This is a genomic window from Methanothermococcus okinawensis IH1 (assembly GCF_000179575.2).
Classification (GTDB): Archaea; AGJL01; Methanococci; order Methanococcales; family Methanococcaceae; genus Methanofervidicoccus; species Methanofervidicoccus okinawensis.
Genome location: NC_015636.1, coordinates 1,156,433 through 1,171,886, shown reverse-complemented (window position 1 = coordinate 1,171,886; position 15,454 = coordinate 1,156,433). Strand labels below are relative to the sequence as shown.

The 15,454-nt window shown below is 28.8% G+C and carries 16 protein-coding genes; 10 read left to right on the top strand and 6 right to left on the bottom strand.

The window, feature by feature from the left end; all coding sequences use genetic code 11:
• Positions 1-16: 16 nt before the first annotated feature.
• Positions 17-1,606 (bottom strand): dihydropteroate synthase-like protein, encoded by a 1,590-nt coding sequence (locus METOK_RS05895; protein ID WP_048057915.1) that lies wholly within the window; start codon positions 1,604-1,606, stop codon positions 17-19.
• 297 nt (positions 1,607-1,903) lie between these two features.
• On the opposite strand from METOK_RS05895, the gene METOK_RS05890 reads away from it, so the two are divergent.
• The 3 genes from METOK_RS05890 (at position 1,904) to speE (ending at position 3,977) form a co-directional block, all read left to right on the top strand.
• Entirely contained in the window at positions 1,904-2,392 is a 489-nt protein-coding gene (locus tag METOK_RS05890) for a pyruvoyl-dependent arginine decarboxylase (protein WP_048058070.1), read from the top strand.
• A gap of 205 nt (positions 2,393-2,597) precedes the next feature.
• Positions 2,598-2,951, top strand: a complete 354-nt coding sequence (speD, locus tag METOK_RS05885; RefSeq protein ID WP_013867305.1) for an adenosylmethionine decarboxylase — start codon at positions 2,598-2,600, stop codon at positions 2,949-2,951.
• Positions 2,952-3,134: 183 nt separating this feature from the next.
• Positions 3,135-3,977: a spermidine synthase gene (gene speE, locus METOK_RS05880; protein ID WP_013867304.1), complete on the top strand. Its 843-nt coding sequence runs from the start codon at positions 3,135-3,137 to the stop codon at positions 3,975-3,977.
• A gap of 34 nt (positions 3,978-4,011) precedes the next feature.
• Here the strand turns inward: speE and METOK_RS05875 are convergent, their stop codons facing one another.
• Positions 4,012-4,404 carry an HIT family protein gene (locus METOK_RS05875; RefSeq protein ID WP_048057914.1) on the bottom strand — a complete coding sequence of 131 codons (393 nt, stop codon included), beginning with the start codon at positions 4,402-4,404 and terminating at the stop codon, positions 4,012-4,014.
• A gap of 280 nt (positions 4,405-4,684) precedes the next feature.
• Between METOK_RS05875 and eif1A the strand changes: the two genes are divergently transcribed.
• The 4 genes from eif1A to METOK_RS05855 all read left to right on the top strand — a co-directional run bounded on the left by eif1A (position 4,685) and on the right by METOK_RS05855 (position 7,536).
• Entirely contained in the window at positions 4,685-4,996 is a 312-nt protein-coding gene (gene eif1A / locus METOK_RS05870) for a translation initiation factor eIF-1A (RefSeq protein ID WP_013867302.1), read from the top strand.
• A gap of 31 nt (positions 4,997-5,027) precedes the next feature.
• A complete protein-coding gene (locus METOK_RS05865; protein ID WP_013867301.1) occupies positions 5,028-5,945 on the top strand; it encodes a serine protein kinase RIO in 918 nt (305 codons plus the stop codon).
• Positions 5,946-5,999: 54 nt separating this feature from the next.
• Positions 6,000-6,776 carry a DUF2334 domain-containing protein gene (locus METOK_RS05860; protein ID WP_013867300.1) on the top strand — a complete coding sequence of 259 codons (777 nt, stop codon included), beginning with the start codon at positions 6,000-6,002 and terminating at the stop codon, positions 6,774-6,776.
• A gap of 205 nt (positions 6,777-6,981) precedes the next feature.
• Complete coding sequence (locus METOK_RS05855; protein WP_013867299.1) at positions 6,982-7,536, top strand: KH domain-containing protein; 555 nt, start codon at positions 6,982-6,984, stop codon at positions 7,534-7,536.
• Here METOK_RS05855 and METOK_RS05850 read toward each other — a convergent pair.
• The 4 genes from METOK_RS05850 to METOK_RS05835 form a co-directional block, all read right to left on the bottom strand.
• Positions 7,505-8,371 (bottom strand): RlmE family RNA methyltransferase, encoded by an 867-nt coding sequence (locus METOK_RS05850; RefSeq protein ID WP_013867298.1) that lies wholly within the window; start codon positions 8,369-8,371, stop codon positions 7,505-7,507. The two genes, METOK_RS05855 and METOK_RS05850, sit on opposite strands and share 32 nt — an antisense overlap.
• Before the next feature lie 124 nt (positions 8,372-8,495).
• A complete protein-coding gene (gene aroC / locus METOK_RS05845; protein WP_013867297.1) occupies positions 8,496-9,614 on the bottom strand; it encodes a chorismate synthase in 1,119 nt (372 codons plus the stop codon).
• A gap of 231 nt (positions 9,615-9,845) precedes the next feature.
• Positions 9,846-11,216 (bottom strand): pyruvate kinase, encoded by a 1,371-nt coding sequence (pyk, locus tag METOK_RS05840; RefSeq protein WP_013867296.1) that lies wholly within the window; start codon positions 11,214-11,216, stop codon positions 9,846-9,848.
• A gap of 179 nt (positions 11,217-11,395) precedes the next feature.
• A complete protein-coding gene (locus tag METOK_RS05835) occupies positions 11,396-11,809 on the bottom strand; it encodes a DUF371 domain-containing protein (protein WP_013867295.1) in 414 nt (137 codons plus the stop codon).
• Positions 11,810-12,058: 249 nt separating this feature from the next.
• Here METOK_RS05835 and METOK_RS05830 point away from each other — a divergent pair, with 249 nt between their 5' ends.
• The 3 genes from METOK_RS05830 (at position 12,059) to METOK_RS05820 (ending at position 15,416) form a co-directional block, all read left to right on the top strand.
• Positions 12,059-13,501, top strand: coding sequence for an RtcB family protein (locus tag METOK_RS05830; protein WP_013867294.1), 1,443 nt, complete (start codon positions 12,059-12,061; stop codon positions 13,499-13,501).
• Between the two features lie 251 nt (positions 13,502-13,752).
• Positions 13,753-14,565 carry a 50S ribosomal protein L11 methyltransferase gene (locus tag METOK_RS05825; RefSeq protein ID WP_013867293.1) on the top strand — a complete coding sequence of 271 codons (813 nt, stop codon included), beginning with the start codon at positions 13,753-13,755 and terminating at the stop codon, positions 14,563-14,565.
• Positions 14,556-15,416, top strand: a complete 861-nt coding sequence (locus tag METOK_RS05820) for an ATP-grasp domain-containing protein (RefSeq protein ID WP_013867292.1) — start codon at positions 14,556-14,558, stop codon at positions 15,414-15,416. Before METOK_RS05825 ends, METOK_RS05820 begins: the two co-directional genes overlap by 10 nt.
• The last annotated feature ends 38 nt before the right edge of the window (positions 15,417-15,454 follow it).

Here is a 15,454-nt window from a genome sequence, read left to right as displayed (position 1 = left end):
ATTTTTTTATTATTTTTTACTTCCAAAATTCATTGTAAAACAATTCAAAGTCTTGGTTATACTTTTTTCCAATTTTTAATGCAATCTCTGCCTTTTGTAGTTCTTTACCTAAATATGATGCATGGTCTATTTTTTTAATAAGATTATACCTTATGGCAGTTTCATATATTTCCTTGGGAGTTTTTCCTTTGATAATATATTTTGGGTTTTTTCTTCTGTCGAAGTAGATAACAACAATTAGCTTATTTTTTCTATCCAACTCAATTTTAAAACTACCTTCATCTAAAATCTGCCTTTCATTTTCCTTTGCCATTATTACAGGAACATCTTTATAATTTTCATGGGTGGTGAGCTCATCAAATTTTTTATCCTTGTAATTGATTAAATCAAATCCAACATCTTTTGGAAGTGAATTTCTTTTTTTGGCTAAAAACATCATTTTTGTAGCTATCTTTAACTCCTTTATAGAAAATTTACATTTTGATGAAGCCTCAGGAGTAAATAAAATATTAGCACCAATTTCAGAACCTATTGCAGTAAGCAGTGCATGAGCTCCGTTGCTATCTACATCAAATAATTCGGTAACATTACCTATCCCAAAAAACATTGGAATATTATTTTTCTCCTTAAACATCTTGCATGCAATCACACTTTCTGTAAAATTGCATCCGCTGTTATTTATTGGCTCTAATATTGGGTCTCCAACGACTTTTATATCATTTTCAATTAACTTATTTACATTTCCCTCTAAACTTTTTATTTTGCCTTCTATTGTTTCTGGAACATAATTTATCCTGTAATTCGTTGGAAGAACAACTGCTACTGTATCTCCCTCTTTTAAATATGGTATAAGTTCCTCAGCATTTCCCCCATCTACACTTAATACCATATCCACTCCAAGATTTATGGCTTCAATAAGTTCTTCTGTATTGAGGGTATCTACACTTATGGGTTTATCGGTAATATCTCGTGCAATACCTACTATTCTTTTTAAATCTTTGGAATGGTCTTCATTGGATACCATTCCTAAATCAATCATATCTGCACCGCTGTTTAAGTAATATGTTATCTTTTCTTCAAGTTCCTTATCGCTTAACCATGGGGTATGAACAATTTCACCAAGAACTCTCATGGGATAATCGTCCCCTACTTTCAGAGCTCCTATTTTTATATTAACATTTCCCTTTGAATTCAGCGGTTTTTCTTCTGCTTTTTTTATTTCCTCCTCAGATTTCTGTTTTACAAATTTTATAATTTGGTCATCGGCATAATCTCTTGTGGATAAGGTTATATCTTTTAGGTTATCTATTAAAAGTGGAATATCCGAGGCTTCCCTTGTTGATTTATAACATTTTATTCCGGTTTCTTCTTCTACCTTTTTTAAATCATGTCTAATTAATCCAGTAACCAATACAAAATCGTAAATTTCTGACAATCTTATATTTTTTTCTTTTTCTAATAATTTAATTTCATTAATAATCATATTTGGAGTTAAAAACGCTGCTATGGATATATTTGTTTTATGAACATCTATAAAATTATATTTTTTTACAGCGTTTTTTACCTTCTGATACGCTTGTTTTCCAGTAATTATCAATATTTTCATAATATCACAATAATAATCCATTTTTTACGAAACCGAATAATTTATATATGAGAAAATTTTATTCTATGTGAAAAAATATAGTAAATTTAAAAGATAACATTAAATTAATTATAATATTTAATAATTATATAGTATTACAACGATTATTCGTATCTTCATCAAATTACAGGTATTATATTAAATTATTGATTATTATATAACTTATATAAAATTTACAATATAACATACAACATATACAACATATACGATATATATGGAGGTGCTTATTTTATGGATAATAAATCTTGCTGTTCAGATATGGGAAGTCCTATTCACTCTCCATTCAAAGTTCCAAATACAGTTTCACTTGTTGCTGGAGTTGGTGATGCAAATAATCCATTAAATGCCTTTGATATGGCACTTTTGGATGCAGGAATAGGTAATTTAAATCTAATTAGAATAAGTAGTATCATGCCACCAAAAGCTGAGGTTATACCATTGCCAAAGATTCCAATGGGTTCATTAGTTCCAACAGCCTACGGATACCAAACAAGCGATGTTAAGGGAGAAACAGTATCTGCTGCTATCAGTGTTGCCATTCCAAAAGATAAAGAATTATGTGGGCTTATAATGGAATATGAAGGCATTTGTGGTAAAAAGGAGGCAGAAGATACCGTTAGAAATATGGCTAAGGAAGGATTTGAAATGAGAGGCTGGGAAATAGATAAAATCATCTCAATAGCTTCCGAACATGTGGTAGAAAACATAGGATGTGCATTTGCCGCAGCAGCACTGTGGTATAAATAATATATCTGTTATGTGATATAAGATAAATAAAGTAAATGATATAACTAAATGCAAATAGTGTAAAAATAATTTAATGTAAATAATTACAATTACATAATATCTAATAAAAATAAATAAAATAAAAAATACAGTAATATAATTATTTGCATCAATTTAAGTTATAATTATTAATTTAACAAACTGCAATATTAGGAGGTGAAAATAATTGAAACACTTAGGAAAACACCTGATTTTAGAATTATGGGGATGTGATAATAAAGCTTTGGATGACCAAGTAGGTATTGAAAACATGCTTGTAGATGCTGTTGACGCCTGCGGAGCTACTTTGATATGCGTAAAAACTCATAAATTTTCACCACAAGGAGTTACAGGAGTTGCCGTTCTTGCTGAAAGTCATATATCAATACACAGCTGGCCTGAGCTCGGGTATGCTGCAATGGATATATTTACCTGTGGGGAACATGTGAATCCAGAAGATGCTATTCCAACAATAAGGTCTTTTTTAAAACCTGATAATTTTGAAGTTATTAATATTCAAAGAGGAAATATAGTAGATTAAGTTTATTAATATATAAGAAATATAATATTGTAAAATATTATTAAATATTAAATACAATATTATAAAATAATAATAAATATGTGATATTACATTTATAATTATTACTATTATTATATTCCTCCTACTAAACTTCTATTTTTATTAAAATTTTTATATATGTTAAAATTTTAAGAGGGATGTATTATGAAATGCGAATTATGGTTTTCAGAGTATCAAACAAAAGCACTTAAATTATCAACAAAAGTAAAGGATGTATTATATACTGGAAATTCAAAATATCAAGAGATTCAAATATTGGATACTGAGGAATATGGTAGAGCTCTGATATTAGACAACACCTATCAAACAACAGAGAGAGACGAATTTATATACCATGAGTTAATATCCCATCCTGCATTATTTACTCATCCAAATCCAAAAAAGGTGTTAGTAATTGGAGGAGGAGACGGTGGAACAGTTAGGGAAGTTGTTAAACACGAGACTGTTGAAAAAATTGATTTTGTAGAGCTCGATGAGAAAGTTGTTGAAGTATGTAAAAAATACATGCCAACTCTAAGCTGTGAAATCGACAATGAAAAGGTAAATACAATATTTACAGATGGAATAAGGTATGTTGCTGAAACTAATGAAAAATACGATGTAATTATTGTAGATTGCCCCGACCCTGTTGGACCTGCAAAAGGATTATTTGAAAGGGAATTTTACAAAAATGTATATAAATGTTTAAATGACGATGGAATAATGGTTCAGCAGACAGAAAGCCCACTATTTAATAAAGATTTAATAAAAAACATTCACTTCTATTTAAAAGAGGCTAAATTTAATATAATAAGACCATTGGTAGTAACTATACCTACATATCCAAGTGGATTTTGGAGTTTCACCGTAGCTTCAAAAAAATATGACCCATTAAAAGTAGATTCTGAAAAAATTAAAGAAAAACTTAATAATATAAAAACAAAATACTACGATGAAGAGGTTCATAAGGGAGTATTTTTAGCAGTTCCTAAATTCTTAAAGGAATAATTTTATTTTTTATATTTATTTTCTTCATTATTATTTATACATTTATTTCTTTTAAAACTTCATCTAAATCAGTTTTTATTGGTTCTGAAAACCTTATTATGGCTTCTTTTTCATTGTTATATCTTGGAATTATGTGAAAATGGACATGTGGAATTTCTTGTCCTGCTATTGGTTTATTATTGTTTAATATATTATAACCATCAGGATTAAGTGATTTCAAGATATTAACAACTTTTTTAATAGTTTTTATTAGATTTATAGCAGTTTCTTCTGGGAGCTCGTCAAATGTTTCATAGTGTTTTTTTGGTATTACAAGTGTGTGCCCCTTGCTTCTTGGATTCACATCTAAAAATGCCATGGTATCTTCATCTCCATATATTATTTTTGCAGGAATTTCTTTATTTGCTATCTTGCAAAATATGCACATAATATCACCCATCATTTAACAATAATTTAATTTATAAATAACTATATATATATAAATAACCTATATTATAATCAAATTAATATATTTTCAGTAAAATACCGATTATTTAAATTTATGTTTAAATCATTTAGTAATAACTTTAAATTTATTTTAGATGAAATTAATATTAATTAAGTTTAATAATCAGTAGCATAAATAATAAAATAAAAAATTAAAATAAAATAAAAAATTAAAAAATTTAAAAATAAACATAAAAAATATAAAAATAGAAGGTGAAATCGTGCATAGTAATAACACCCAACAACAACCTACAAGAGTTAGAACACCAAGAAAAGACCAAAATGAAATTTTAGGAGTAATAGAACAAATGTTAGGGGCAAGTAGAGTTAGAGTAAGATGTATGGATGGAAAAACAAGAATGGGTAGAATACCAGGAAAATTAAAAAGAAAAATATGGGTAAGAGAAGGAGATGTTGTAATAGTAGTCCCTTGGGAAGTTCAATCCGATGAAAAATGTGACATAATATGGAGATACACAAAAGGACAGGTTGGTTGGTTAGCTAAAAAAGGATATTTAAAAGAACTATATTAATAATATTAATATAATTAGATAGGATGAAAGGATGGATAACCAAGATAACACCAATACCAATTATAGCAACCATAATAATTATGGCAATGACTACAATAACAATGATAAAAGTGATAATAATAAAAACAATAACAATAAAGACGATAAAGAGCTAAAACACGAAAAACTTTTAGATAAAGAATATCAGAAAAAAATTGTGGAAAGAAAAAAAAGGTTTTTAGAGGAGTTAAAAACAGAAGATAGCGTATTTGATAGTAGAACTCTTTTAACACTTCATAGTTTATTAAATGGAAAACATATCGATGAATTGCTTGGGGTAATTAATTCTGGAAAGGAATCAGTGGTTTTTTCAGCAGTCAAAGAAAATAAATATTTTGCTGTAAAGGTATATAGAGTTTCCACCTGCGATTTTAAAACCATGTGGAAATATATTCAAGGAGACCCAAGATTCCATTTAAGGAAGAGCTCTACAAGACAAATCATACATGCATGGGTTGAGAAGGAATATAGAAATTTAAAGAGGGCAAACTATTATGTTAATAGCCCTAAGGCATTACTAAGAAGAGAAAATGTGCTTCTTATGGAGCTCATACATGACAATAACGGAGCTCCTTCACCAAGATTAAAAGATGTAAATGTTGATTATGCCAAATTTTATGAAATAATAAAAGAGGACTTAAAAACACTTTATAATGATGCTCAGCTTGTTCATGGTGATTTATCAGAATATAATATATTGGTTAAGGATGATAAGCCTGTATATATTGACTTTTCACAGGGCGTTATTGTTCAGCATCCTCTATCAAAATCCCTATTAATTAGAGATATAAAAAACATAACTAACTTCTTTAAAAGAAAAGGGATTGAGTGTGATTACAAAGAATTATATCGATATATCACAGGGGAGGAGCTCCGACCAATAGATGAAGAGCTCGCAAATAACTATTAAATATAACACGATGTAATGGTATAAGAGTTTATAAAATCATATATATTGATAAATATGAAAAAACTATTTTCTATATTTTTGATAGTAATATTGATTACATTATCTGCAATATTGCCTATATGGACAGTAAATCCCAATTTCAAAAAAACCACTTCATCATACGACCCATTAGCTAATATATCTTCGAATACTCATCAAAAACCAATAATACTTATACACGATGTTAGTCCAGTGTATTTTAATGAATTAAAAGATATTGAAAAAATAATAGATAAAAATCATTATCAAAATAGAACCTACCTTTTTGTAATTGTAAATCATGCTAATGAATATAACTTAAAAAATTATCCAAAATTTACTAAATATTTACACCATTTGGATAATGAAGGATACCATATAGAATATCACGCCTATAATCATATAGGAGCAGAATACAAATGCAATAAAACTGTTGCAAGTGAAAAACTAAATGATTCCTTTAAAATATTAAAAGATTGTGGATTTAATACTAAAAAAATAAAATATTTTATTCCCCCAAGATACAAACTATCAACTGATGCAGAAAATGTATTTTTGAATAAAAATATAACCATTATAATGGAATATTATATTTTAAAAAAGGAAAATAATGGTATTAAAAGGGTTATTATTACAAATAAAGAATACACTTGGTATATGCCAAATATTGTTGTTAAACCTATGATTTTACTGGCAATGTTGGATTATAATCTATCAAAACATCAATTTTGCTTATCCATCCATCCAAAAGCTGTAAATTATGGAAATGGATTAATATTTTTAGATAAATTTTTAAATGCTACCAATAAATAACATAATAGCCTAAATTAAATTAAAAATAAAATAAATAAATGATGATATTTTTATATATTATAAACTATGTTATATCGTAAATTATTATATATTTTTAATATTTCAATTATTATCATTCAATATAATAAAATATTATAAATTATAAATATTTCAATAACATACATAGAATATATAGAGCAAAATATAAAAATGTGAGATTATGGATATGGAAGGAAATATCGAAGTTTTAAAAATCCCAAAGGATAGAATAGGGGTTTTAGTTGGAAAAAAAGGAGAGACCAAAAATAAAATCGAGAAGGAATTAGGCGTGGAAGTAGTAATAGATGAGGATGGCGAGATTACAATATTTTCCACCGAAGAGCAGAAAGACCCACTGGCAACATGGAAGGCAAAGGATATAATAAGAGCCATAGGAAGAGGATTCAATCCAGAAAAAGCTTTAAAACTGATTTCAGATGATTATATTCTTGAAATAATTGACATTACAGATTATGCAAATTCAGATAATGCCATTAGAAGACTAAAGGGAAGAGTAATAGGCAGTGGGGGAAAATCAAGAAGATATATTGAGGATTTAACAGATACCGATGTGTCTGTTTATGGAAAAACCATAGCCATACTTGGAGAATATGAACCTGTCCAAATAGCGAAAGAAGCGGTATCTATGATTTTGAGAGGTTCATCCCATGCCAAGATGTATAAATATCTTGAAAGGCATAGGCAGGATATTAAAAGAAGAGAGTTAGAGCTCTGGAAATAAAAGTAAAATATAAAAAATAATAAAAAAAGGAATAAAAATAATAATCTAATTTAGATATTTTTTCTTTTCGGAGCTCCTTTATTCTCTTTATCATAAGTCCTTTTTCTTCTTGAATATCCTCAGTTATATTAATTGTTCCTTTTTCTCCCTTCTCCTCATCAATTGCTTTAAAATCAATTAGTCTTAATATTGGAGATTTTAAATTTCTATCGAATGGTTTTCCTAAAAATTTTTTTCCAACAACATAAACCTCTGCACTTACATCCCTTGAAGCTTTTGGTTTTGTAGTTTGAACCTTTTTAAAGTAATTTTTTAATAGTGCAACATAATCGTTAAATAAACTACCTTGGAATACTTTAACAACAAAATTACCGTCCTTTTTTAACAATTTTGTAGCTGTTATAAGTGCTATTGTAGTCAATTCCAATGACCTTGTATGGTCTCTTTCCCAAACACCACTTATATTGGGTGATGCATCGCAAATTACGGCATCCGCTTTTGAAGGTAGGAGTTTCATAAGTTTTTCAATAGTTTCTTTTTTAGTCATGTCCCCCTTAATTGCTATTACATTTTCATATTTTAAAGGTTTTACGCCCTGTAAATCTACGCCTGCCACAAATCCACCTTCTCCTACAATATCCCTTGCTGCCTGTAACCATCCACCAGGAGCACATCCTAAATCAACTACCACATCATTTTCTTTTATGATATTGAATTTTTCATTTAATTGAAGGAGTTTATATGATGCTCTGGAACGGTATTTATTTTTCTTTGCTAATTTATAATAAAAATCCCTTTTTCTCTGTAAAACCCATCGTTTGTCTTTTTTTCCCATAATTATCACAAAATACTTTATCAGTTATTATTTTATCTATGTTATATTATTAGTTATTCTATCAGTTATTTTTTATTTTTTTAGCTATATTTTTAATTATTAATTAGTTATAATCATTTTATAGTTATAACCTACAAGGATGAATAAAACCGCTTCTAATCATTAAATCTGATAGTGTAATTGCCACCATAGACTCCAAAACAGGAATAGCCCTTGGAACAATTATAGGGTCATGCCTTCCACCTATTATTAGTTCCTGATTTTTTCCTGTTTTCACATTAACAGTATGTTGGATTTTTGAAATAGAAGGTGTCGGTTTAATTGCTACCCTTATTACTATCGGAGCTCCGCAACTTATACCCCCCAATATGCCACCACAGTTATTGGTTTTTAACTGTATGTTATTTTCGCTGTTGTAGTAATATTCATCATTCATCTCGCTTCCATAGAGCTCTGCACTTTCAAAACCCCTTCCTATCTCCACACCTTTAACGGCATTTACACCCATCAGAGCTCCTGCGAGCTCACTATTAAGTTTTCCAAATATCGGATTTCCCACGCCTGCTGGAACATTTAGTGCCACCAGTTCCACAATACCCCCAACACTATCTTTGTTTTCCATAGCATTAAGCACATAATCCTTCATTTCATCAACATTTGAAGAAGGGCATCTCAACGGATTATTTTCGATTTTTTCAATTATGTCGTTTATATCTGAATGGAATATTTCCTGTTTTGAATAATAATTAAAATCTCCCTCAATTTTTCCAATTTTTACAGTATATCCTATTATTTTAATATTATGACTATAATCTAAAAGTTTTTTTGCAATTGCACCACCTATAACATGTCCTATTGTGGTTCTTCCACTACTTCTTCCACCTCCGCGGTAGTCGTAATTCCCATACTTTACGCCGTAGGTATAATCGGCATGTCCAGGTCTTGGGGTATCCTTTATCTTATTATAATCCTTTGATTTTTGATTTTTGTTATAAACCAATGCTGAAATCGGAGCTCCTGTTGTTTTTCCTTCAAAAGTTCCAGAAAGCAATTCAACTTCATCAGGTTCCTTTCTTGGTGTGGAAAAAATACTATAACCCGGTCTCCTTCTGTCGAGCTCCTTTTGAATATCTTCCTCTGTAAGTGGTAAATTTGAAGGACAACCATCAACTACGGCACCTAATGCCTTCCCATGACTTTCGCCCCATACTGTTACCCTAAACATCTTTCCGAATGTATTCACAATATCACCGATTAAATAACTTATAAAATAAAATAGTTTTTCCTTTCATTTATCATTTTTTTTTACTTTATTTTTCTTTTTATCTTATTTATTAATTAATTCTTATTTTATTGTTATTTCTTATTTATTTATTCTATTATTATTTTTATTTTTTATTTATTAACTAATCTTAATTTTATTATTTCTTATTATTATATTTTTTATTTTTTTATTTTTTTTATTATTATTTCCTTAATTTCTTTTGCATGAATCATTTATAACGCCAACCTTAATAACATTGGTTTTTTTCTCACCCATAGGATGACCAAGTGTAGTTATGTATATGCCTTTGTCAATAAAGCTTTCTGCGATTTTATTCGATATTTCCAATATATTATCCATGTTATTCACTTCATCAACATGATAAGGAACTACGCCCCAGACCAATTTTAATTTTTTAAATGTTTTCATATTTGGAGTTAAGGCAATTATAGGAACCTTCGGTTTAAATTTTGATATTAAGGTAGCACTTTTTCCAGACCATGTTGGTGTTATTATTATCTTTGGATTTAGTTTTAAATATAATGTATGTGTGGCATGGGCTATGCCCGTTGAAATGGAGGAACCATCTAAATGAGTTTCTACGGCAAATTTTTCCATATTATTTTCTGAAATCCTTGCTACTTTATCCATAACATTTATAGCCTCTATCGGATATTTTCCAACTGCTGTCTCATTGGATAACATTAAGCAATCTGTTCCATCAAATATGGCATTTGCAATATCCGTTATTTCCGCTCTTGTAGGATAGGGATTGGATACCATAGAATCAAGCATTTGAGTGGCTGTTATTGTTAATTTTCCTTTCTTATTTGTTATATTTATTATATTTTTTTGTTCTATTGGTATGTATTCGATAGGAATTTCAACACCTAAATCCCCCCTTGCAACCATAATACCATCGGAATATTTTGCTATTTCCTCTATATTTTTTAAACCTTCTTTTGTTTCAATTTTGGCTATTATCGAAGTAGCATTATTTTTATCGTATCTATTTAGTATATCTCTTAAATTGATAATATCATTCTTATTTCTAACAAAAGACAATGCAATATATTCAAAATCATGTTCTACGGCAAATTTTATATTATTTATGTCTTCATCAGAAATTATAGGCATTTTTAAATGAGTGTCTGGTAGATTTACCCCCATCCCTTCCTTTATAATGCCTCCAACTAATACCTCTGTATATATTAAATCATTCTCTACTTTTTTAACCTTTAATTTTATTCTTCCATCGTTTATAAGTATGAAATGTTCCTCTTCTGTCTCATCCTTTGGATGGTAGGTTAGTATTATATCCCGTCCAATTACGAGCTCATCCCCAGTTTTAAATACTGATTTAAAAGTCTTTTTTATCCTTATTTTATTCCCCTTTAAATCCATCAACTTTGCAATGTTGTTTTTTTCTAAAATATTTAAGTATTTTTTAATATATTCTACATTTGTATGAGACATATTGAATCTAATACCATCTATCAATTTGACTGCATCTTTTAACTTATTTTCAACTGATGGACCCATGGTTATTAATATTTTTGTTTTACGCTCCAAATTTTTCATTTTTCATCCCCCTCATAATTATTTAAAATTTAAATTTATAATAAAATCAAATTCATAAAATTTTATATTAAAATTATTATATTTTACATTAGTTATGTTAGTTTTATAATTTATAATATATACATCTATTTAATTTTTAATCCAAAAGTAATATACTTTAATTCATATTCCATTGATTATTAAATAATTATTTTAAAAATTAAATCTTCTCCTTTTTTTAATCTTTCCACGATTTCACGATTTAAATCCTTTGCACTTTTATCCGAGTTTATCATTAATGTTCTTGGACATATAAAATTACTTTTTCTTATCACAATATCAGTTGGGTGATTTAAAATTAAATCCTTATGTCCTTTTCCCATTATAGTCTCTTTTAAATTTCCAATAATGAGCTCTACAATAATCTTATCAGAACTTCTAATTTTTTCCCTAATTTCTTCTGAAAAATCAGCCATGGACTTATCGGCTTTTATCCCAATAATACAATCCCCTTTTGGTGTTAAATAATCATCTTTTGTAATTTCCAATGTTGTTTTATGGGTGGATTTAATATTTGGATGTCCCTTTCCATGAATTGTAATTGTAAGTTCCACAATTTCACCATAATTTTATAAGTATGTAAAGGTATAATATCATAAAATAATAAAAAATAAATTAATAAAAAATAAATTATTAACTTATTTAATTATATTAATTTAATTATATTATTATTTATTATTCTTAGGTATTTTAATTATTAATTATAGTTATTTTATTATTTTTATTTAACTATATTTTAATTTTTTAAATTTATTTTTATTAAAGATTTAGGTATATTAAAAATAATTTATTGCGGTGATACCATGAAAGAAAATATGGTGAAGATTAAAGAAAATGTATGGGAGCTCCCAAAAGATTACAAAAAATGCATGAATGTTCCAGGTAGAGTTTATTTAAATGACGAGCTCTTTGAAAATATGGAAAACGATGTGCTTGAACAGGTAGCTAATGTAGCCTGTTTGCCAGGCATCCAAAAATATTCCTTAGCAATGCCGGACTGTCATTACGGCTATGGCTTTTGTATAGGTGGAGTGGCAGCATTTGACGAAAAAACAGGAGTAATAAGCCCCGGAGGTGTGGGCTTCGATATTAATTGCGGGATTCGACTTGTAAAAACCAATCTTACAAAAGAAGATGTTCAACCTAAAATAAAGGAGCTCGTAAATAAACTTTTTAAAAATGTTCCATCAGGTCTTGGGAGTAAGGGAAAGATAAGAATTACAAAAAATGAAATAGATGAAGTTCTTGAAGAAGGGGTAAATTGGGCAATAGATAATAACTACGGATGGAAAGTGGATAAAAAATATATTGAAGAAAATGGATGTGTAAAAGAGGCAGATGCTTCATTAGTTTCAGATAATGCTAAAAAGAGGGGACTTCCACAGTTAGGTTCATTGGGTAGTGGAAACCACTTTTTAGAAATTCAGTATGTGGATAAAATATTCGACGAAGAAGCTGCAAAAGTGTATGGTGTTGAAAAAAATCAGGTATTAGTTATGATTCATACGGGTTCCAGAGGACTTGGGCATCAAATATGTTCAGATTACCTTAGATATATGGAAAAAGCTTCTAAAAAATACAATATACACTTACCGGATAGACAGTTGGCATGTGCTCCAATAACTTCTGAGGAGGGTATTAGATACTTCAAAGCTATGAACTGCGGTGCAAACTATGCATGGACAAATAGGCAACTTATAACGCACTGGGTAAGGGAAAGCTTTGAAGAGGTGTTTAAAACACCAGCGGAAGACCTTGAAATGAATATCCTATACGATGTAGCACATAATATAGCTAAGAAAGAAAAACATAAAATAAACGGTAAGTTAAAAAATGTGATTGTGCATAGGAAGGGTGCCACAAGGTCATTTGGACCAGGTTGTGATGGCATACCTGAGGATTATAATAAAATAGGACAGCCTGTAATTATTCCAGGAGATATGGGAACAGCATCCTATTTAATGCATGGAACAGATATTGCTATGGAGGAAACATTTGGTTCAACTGCCCATGGTGCTGGAAGAACTCTCAGTAGAGCAGGAGCTCTAAAATTATATGACTCAAATAGTGTTAAAGCTGAGCTCGAAAGAAAGGGCATATATGTTATGGCTGATTCAAAAGGTGTAATAGCTGAGGAATGTCCAGAGGCATATAAAAACATTGAATTAGTTGCAGATGTTGCCCATAACTCAGGAATATCTTTAAAAGTAAGTAGGATGAAACCTATGGGTGTAGTTAAGGGATAATTACTTATTATTATTTATTTTATTATTTAATTATTTATTGGTTAAATATCACTTTATTATAAAATACTCTTTCTAATAAACTTTAAAATAAATAGGAATATATTTTAATTATGCCATTTAATTATTTTAGTGGATTATAAGGTTATTTTATATTATTATTTTTTATTATATTTTTTTCATTATTACATAACTTAAATTTAACTAATTTATAATTTTAATTTACCTATGATAGTATAATATGGAGGTTTGTTATGAAACTTAAATTAAGCGTTCCACAGTGGCATTATAGCATGCTTCTTGATAGGGAGAGAGTGGCAATTTTTAAGGAAGCTATTAAAAAAACCGTTAAACCTAATGATGTAGTTTATGATTTAGGAACTGGTAGTGGGATATTGGCAATGATTGCATCTCAAATTACAAAAAATGTTTATGCCGTAGAGCTCGACCCTATCACATACGCATACGCAAAGGAGAATATAAAAATCAATAAATGTGAAAATATAAATTTAATAGAGGCTGATGCTTCGGAGTATAATTTTAAAGAGCCTGCTGATGTGATTATTGCTGAAATGCTCGATACTGCATTAATAACAGAACCGCAAGTTCCAGTTTTAAACGCTATTATTAAAAAAGGACTACTTAAAGAAGGAGGAAAACTAATTCCTGAGCGAGCTCATAATACAGCACAGGTAGTTATAGCTAAAATGGGGCATATTTACTATGATGAGGAGGTAATTTCAAAACCAGTCTCGGAGGAAATATGTTATAGCACGGTTGATTTTTACAATATAAACAAAGAAGAAGTATCATATAATTTGAAATTTAGATTAAAAGACAATAATATTAACAATAACAATACCAACCTAAAAAACATTATCTTAGGCATTCGTTTAAATACCTATACAGAATTAAACGAAAAAATAATTGCTGGAAGCACCCCTATGCTAAATCCACCTTTAATAATTCCAATAAAAAATCCAATAATTGATAATGGAATATTAAATGTTAAATTATCCTACAAAATGGGCGGAGATTTAGAAAGTATTAAAGTAAAATGCTTGTAGGTGGTAATATTAAAATTGCTATACTTTGTCATAAAAAAACACCTGAAAACATGATGATTTACGAAAAATTAAAGGATAACCATGATGTATCCTTTTTAGATTCATTAAATGTTGTTTTTGGACTAAAAAATAATAAAAATAATAATTACGATTATGATTTAATCATATCACGAGTGGAGAGGGATTATCTGTTAGAAGGTATTTATGCATTGAAATATATTGAAAGCATTGCTAATGAAAATAATATAAAAATAATCAACTCATCGGAATGTATAGAAGTTTGTCAAAATAAATACTTAACATATATAAAATTAAAGGAGCTCATGCCAGAATCATTTTTAACCTATACGGGCGATTTCGAAAATATAAAAAATACATTAAAAAATAATAATTTTGAGTTTCCAGTAGTTGTAAAGCCAATATACGGCGGTTATGGTAATGGTGTTTTAAGGATAGGTAGCATGGATGAATTAAAAAATATTTTTGAGATATTAAAATTCAATAAAAGAGAGATATTCATCCAAAAATATATTCCATATAAACATGACATAAGAGCTCTTGTTGTTGGCGATAAAATTATAGGGGCTATGGAAAGGATTCCAAAGAACGATTGGAGGGCTAATTATTCCCTTGGTGCAGAAATTAAAAGGTTTGATTTAGATGCAGAAGTTAAAAATATGGTTTTAAAATCTGTAAAAAAAGTAAGTGCGGGTATTGTAGGCGTTGATATATTGATTGACGAAAACAACAAACCATATATTTTGGAGATGAATATTACGCCACAATTTAGGGGCATCATGCATTTTGTGGATGTTCCAGAGGAGATTTTAAAATATATCGAAAAGATATAAGTAGATGAAAAATAAAATAATAATAAAAAATTAAAATA